The sequence below is a fragment of the Endozoicomonas sp. YOMI1 genome, from assembly GCF_024606345.1.
Classification (GTDB): domain Bacteria; phylum Pseudomonadota; class Gammaproteobacteria; order Pseudomonadales; family Endozoicomonadaceae; genus Endozoicomonas.
The window spans coordinates 1-1,297 of sequence record NZ_JAHHPM010000017.1 but is presented as its reverse complement, the minus strand read 5'-3'; the positions used below and the strand labels follow the sequence as shown (position 1 = coordinate 1,297).

At 46.0% G+C, this 1,297-nt stretch carries 4 protein-coding genes; 3 read left to right on the top strand and 1 reads right to left on the bottom strand.

Annotated features, from left to right (window positions below):
* Positions 1-346, bottom strand: a 346-nt coding sequence (locus tag KDK15_RS00680; RefSeq protein WP_257293439.1) for a DegT/DnrJ/EryC1/StrS family aminotransferase, incomplete at its 3' end; no start/stop codon positions are given.
* Positions 347-549: 203 nt separating this feature from the next.
* Between KDK15_RS00680 and KDK15_RS00675 the strand changes: the two genes are divergently transcribed.
* The 3 genes from KDK15_RS00675 to KDK15_RS00665 form a co-directional block, all read left to right on the top strand.
* Complete coding sequence (locus KDK15_RS00675; RefSeq protein ID WP_257293438.1) at positions 550-675, top strand: hypothetical protein; 126 nt, start codon at positions 550-552, stop codon at positions 673-675.
* A 51-nt stretch (positions 676-726) separates the two neighbouring features.
* Positions 727-864, top strand: a complete 138-nt coding sequence (locus KDK15_RS21095; RefSeq protein WP_373691309.1) for a type II toxin-antitoxin system HigB family toxin — start codon at positions 727-729, stop codon at positions 862-864.
* On the top strand, positions 861-1,297 hold a 437-nt coding region (locus KDK15_RS00665; RefSeq protein ID WP_257293436.1), incomplete at its 3' end, for a type II toxin-antitoxin system HigA family antitoxin. The genes KDK15_RS21095 and KDK15_RS00665, both read left to right, overlap by 4 nt.

The following is a 1,297-nucleotide window of genomic DNA, read 5'->3' as shown; positions in this document are numbered from 1 at the left end:
TAGTTTCGGCAGTAATATTCTGGGAATCCCGATCCACATCGGCAAAAAGGGGTTTTGCACCAGAATTAACAATGCTGCTGGCTGAAGCAAGGAAAGTGCGGGGCGTAACAATAACCTCATCACCTCCGCCAATGTTAAGTGCATTGAGAGCAAGATCAAGTGCCAAAGTACCGTTAGCCAAAGTAATGGCATAATTGGTTCCGCAGTATTCAGCGAATTCACGTTCAAACTCGCGGCTTTCTATGCCGGTCCAGTAATTGACTTTATTAGACAAAACTACACGGCTGACCGCATCGGCCTCTTCCTGGGTGTAGGAAGGCCAGGGGGAAAAGGGGGTGTTTAGCATGTTTTTTCAAACTGAGTAATTAAATTAATGGCTAAACTCGCTATCCGCTTCCCGTAGTCCGTCATCCGAAAAAGATAAGAAAAAACGCTTAACGGATTAAGGACAACGGGAAACGAACAGCGGCTTTAACTGAAGTACTATGAAATACCAAAAGGATTGACGGTAAAAATTGCAAAATCTCAAATTGAGATATAAGGTTAACAATGCATATCATTGCAAAGCGAAAGTTCTCTGAAGCGGCAAGAAAGTACCCGCAGCACGCCGGGGCCATTATGGAAACCTACCAGGTATTGAATAAAAGCAGCTTTGTGGATATTCATTCCTTATAACAGGTCTTCAAAACGGCAGAGCGTTTTCGTTATGACAAAGATGCCTATGTCATCAATATTGCCGGTAACCACATCCGGCTGATTGGCATTATTTACTTTATGAATCAGAAGCTCTTTGTAAAGCACATTGTTGACCACAAGGGATACGATGAAATCACCAACCGCTGCCGGAAAGGAGGAAGTCTGTGAACCTGAACGATTCAAAAGGCATGGCCGAATTAACCCGGCGTTTTCACCATTTACTGGAAGTTGCCCCCTTTCTGGAAGGCATTAATAACGAAAACGAATATCAACAGGCCCTTGATACCACGGAACTGCTGTACAGAACCATCGGCGATAACCCGAATGATCCTAGAAATCTCCTTCTGGACATGATCGCCCAGAAAATAGAGCACTATGAATACCAGACAGACCCGGTGCTTTCCCAGTGGGACCAACAGGATGGCACAATTGCCCTGATCAAAGTATTAATGCGCCAGCACGGCCTGACCCAGGCCGAACTGCCTGAGCTCGGCAGTCAGGGTGTTGTTTCGGAAGTATTAAACGGCAAGCGTCCGCTGAACCTGCGGCAGATGCAAAGCCTGGCTGAACGGTTTGATTTGCCGGTGACTCTTTTTCTGGA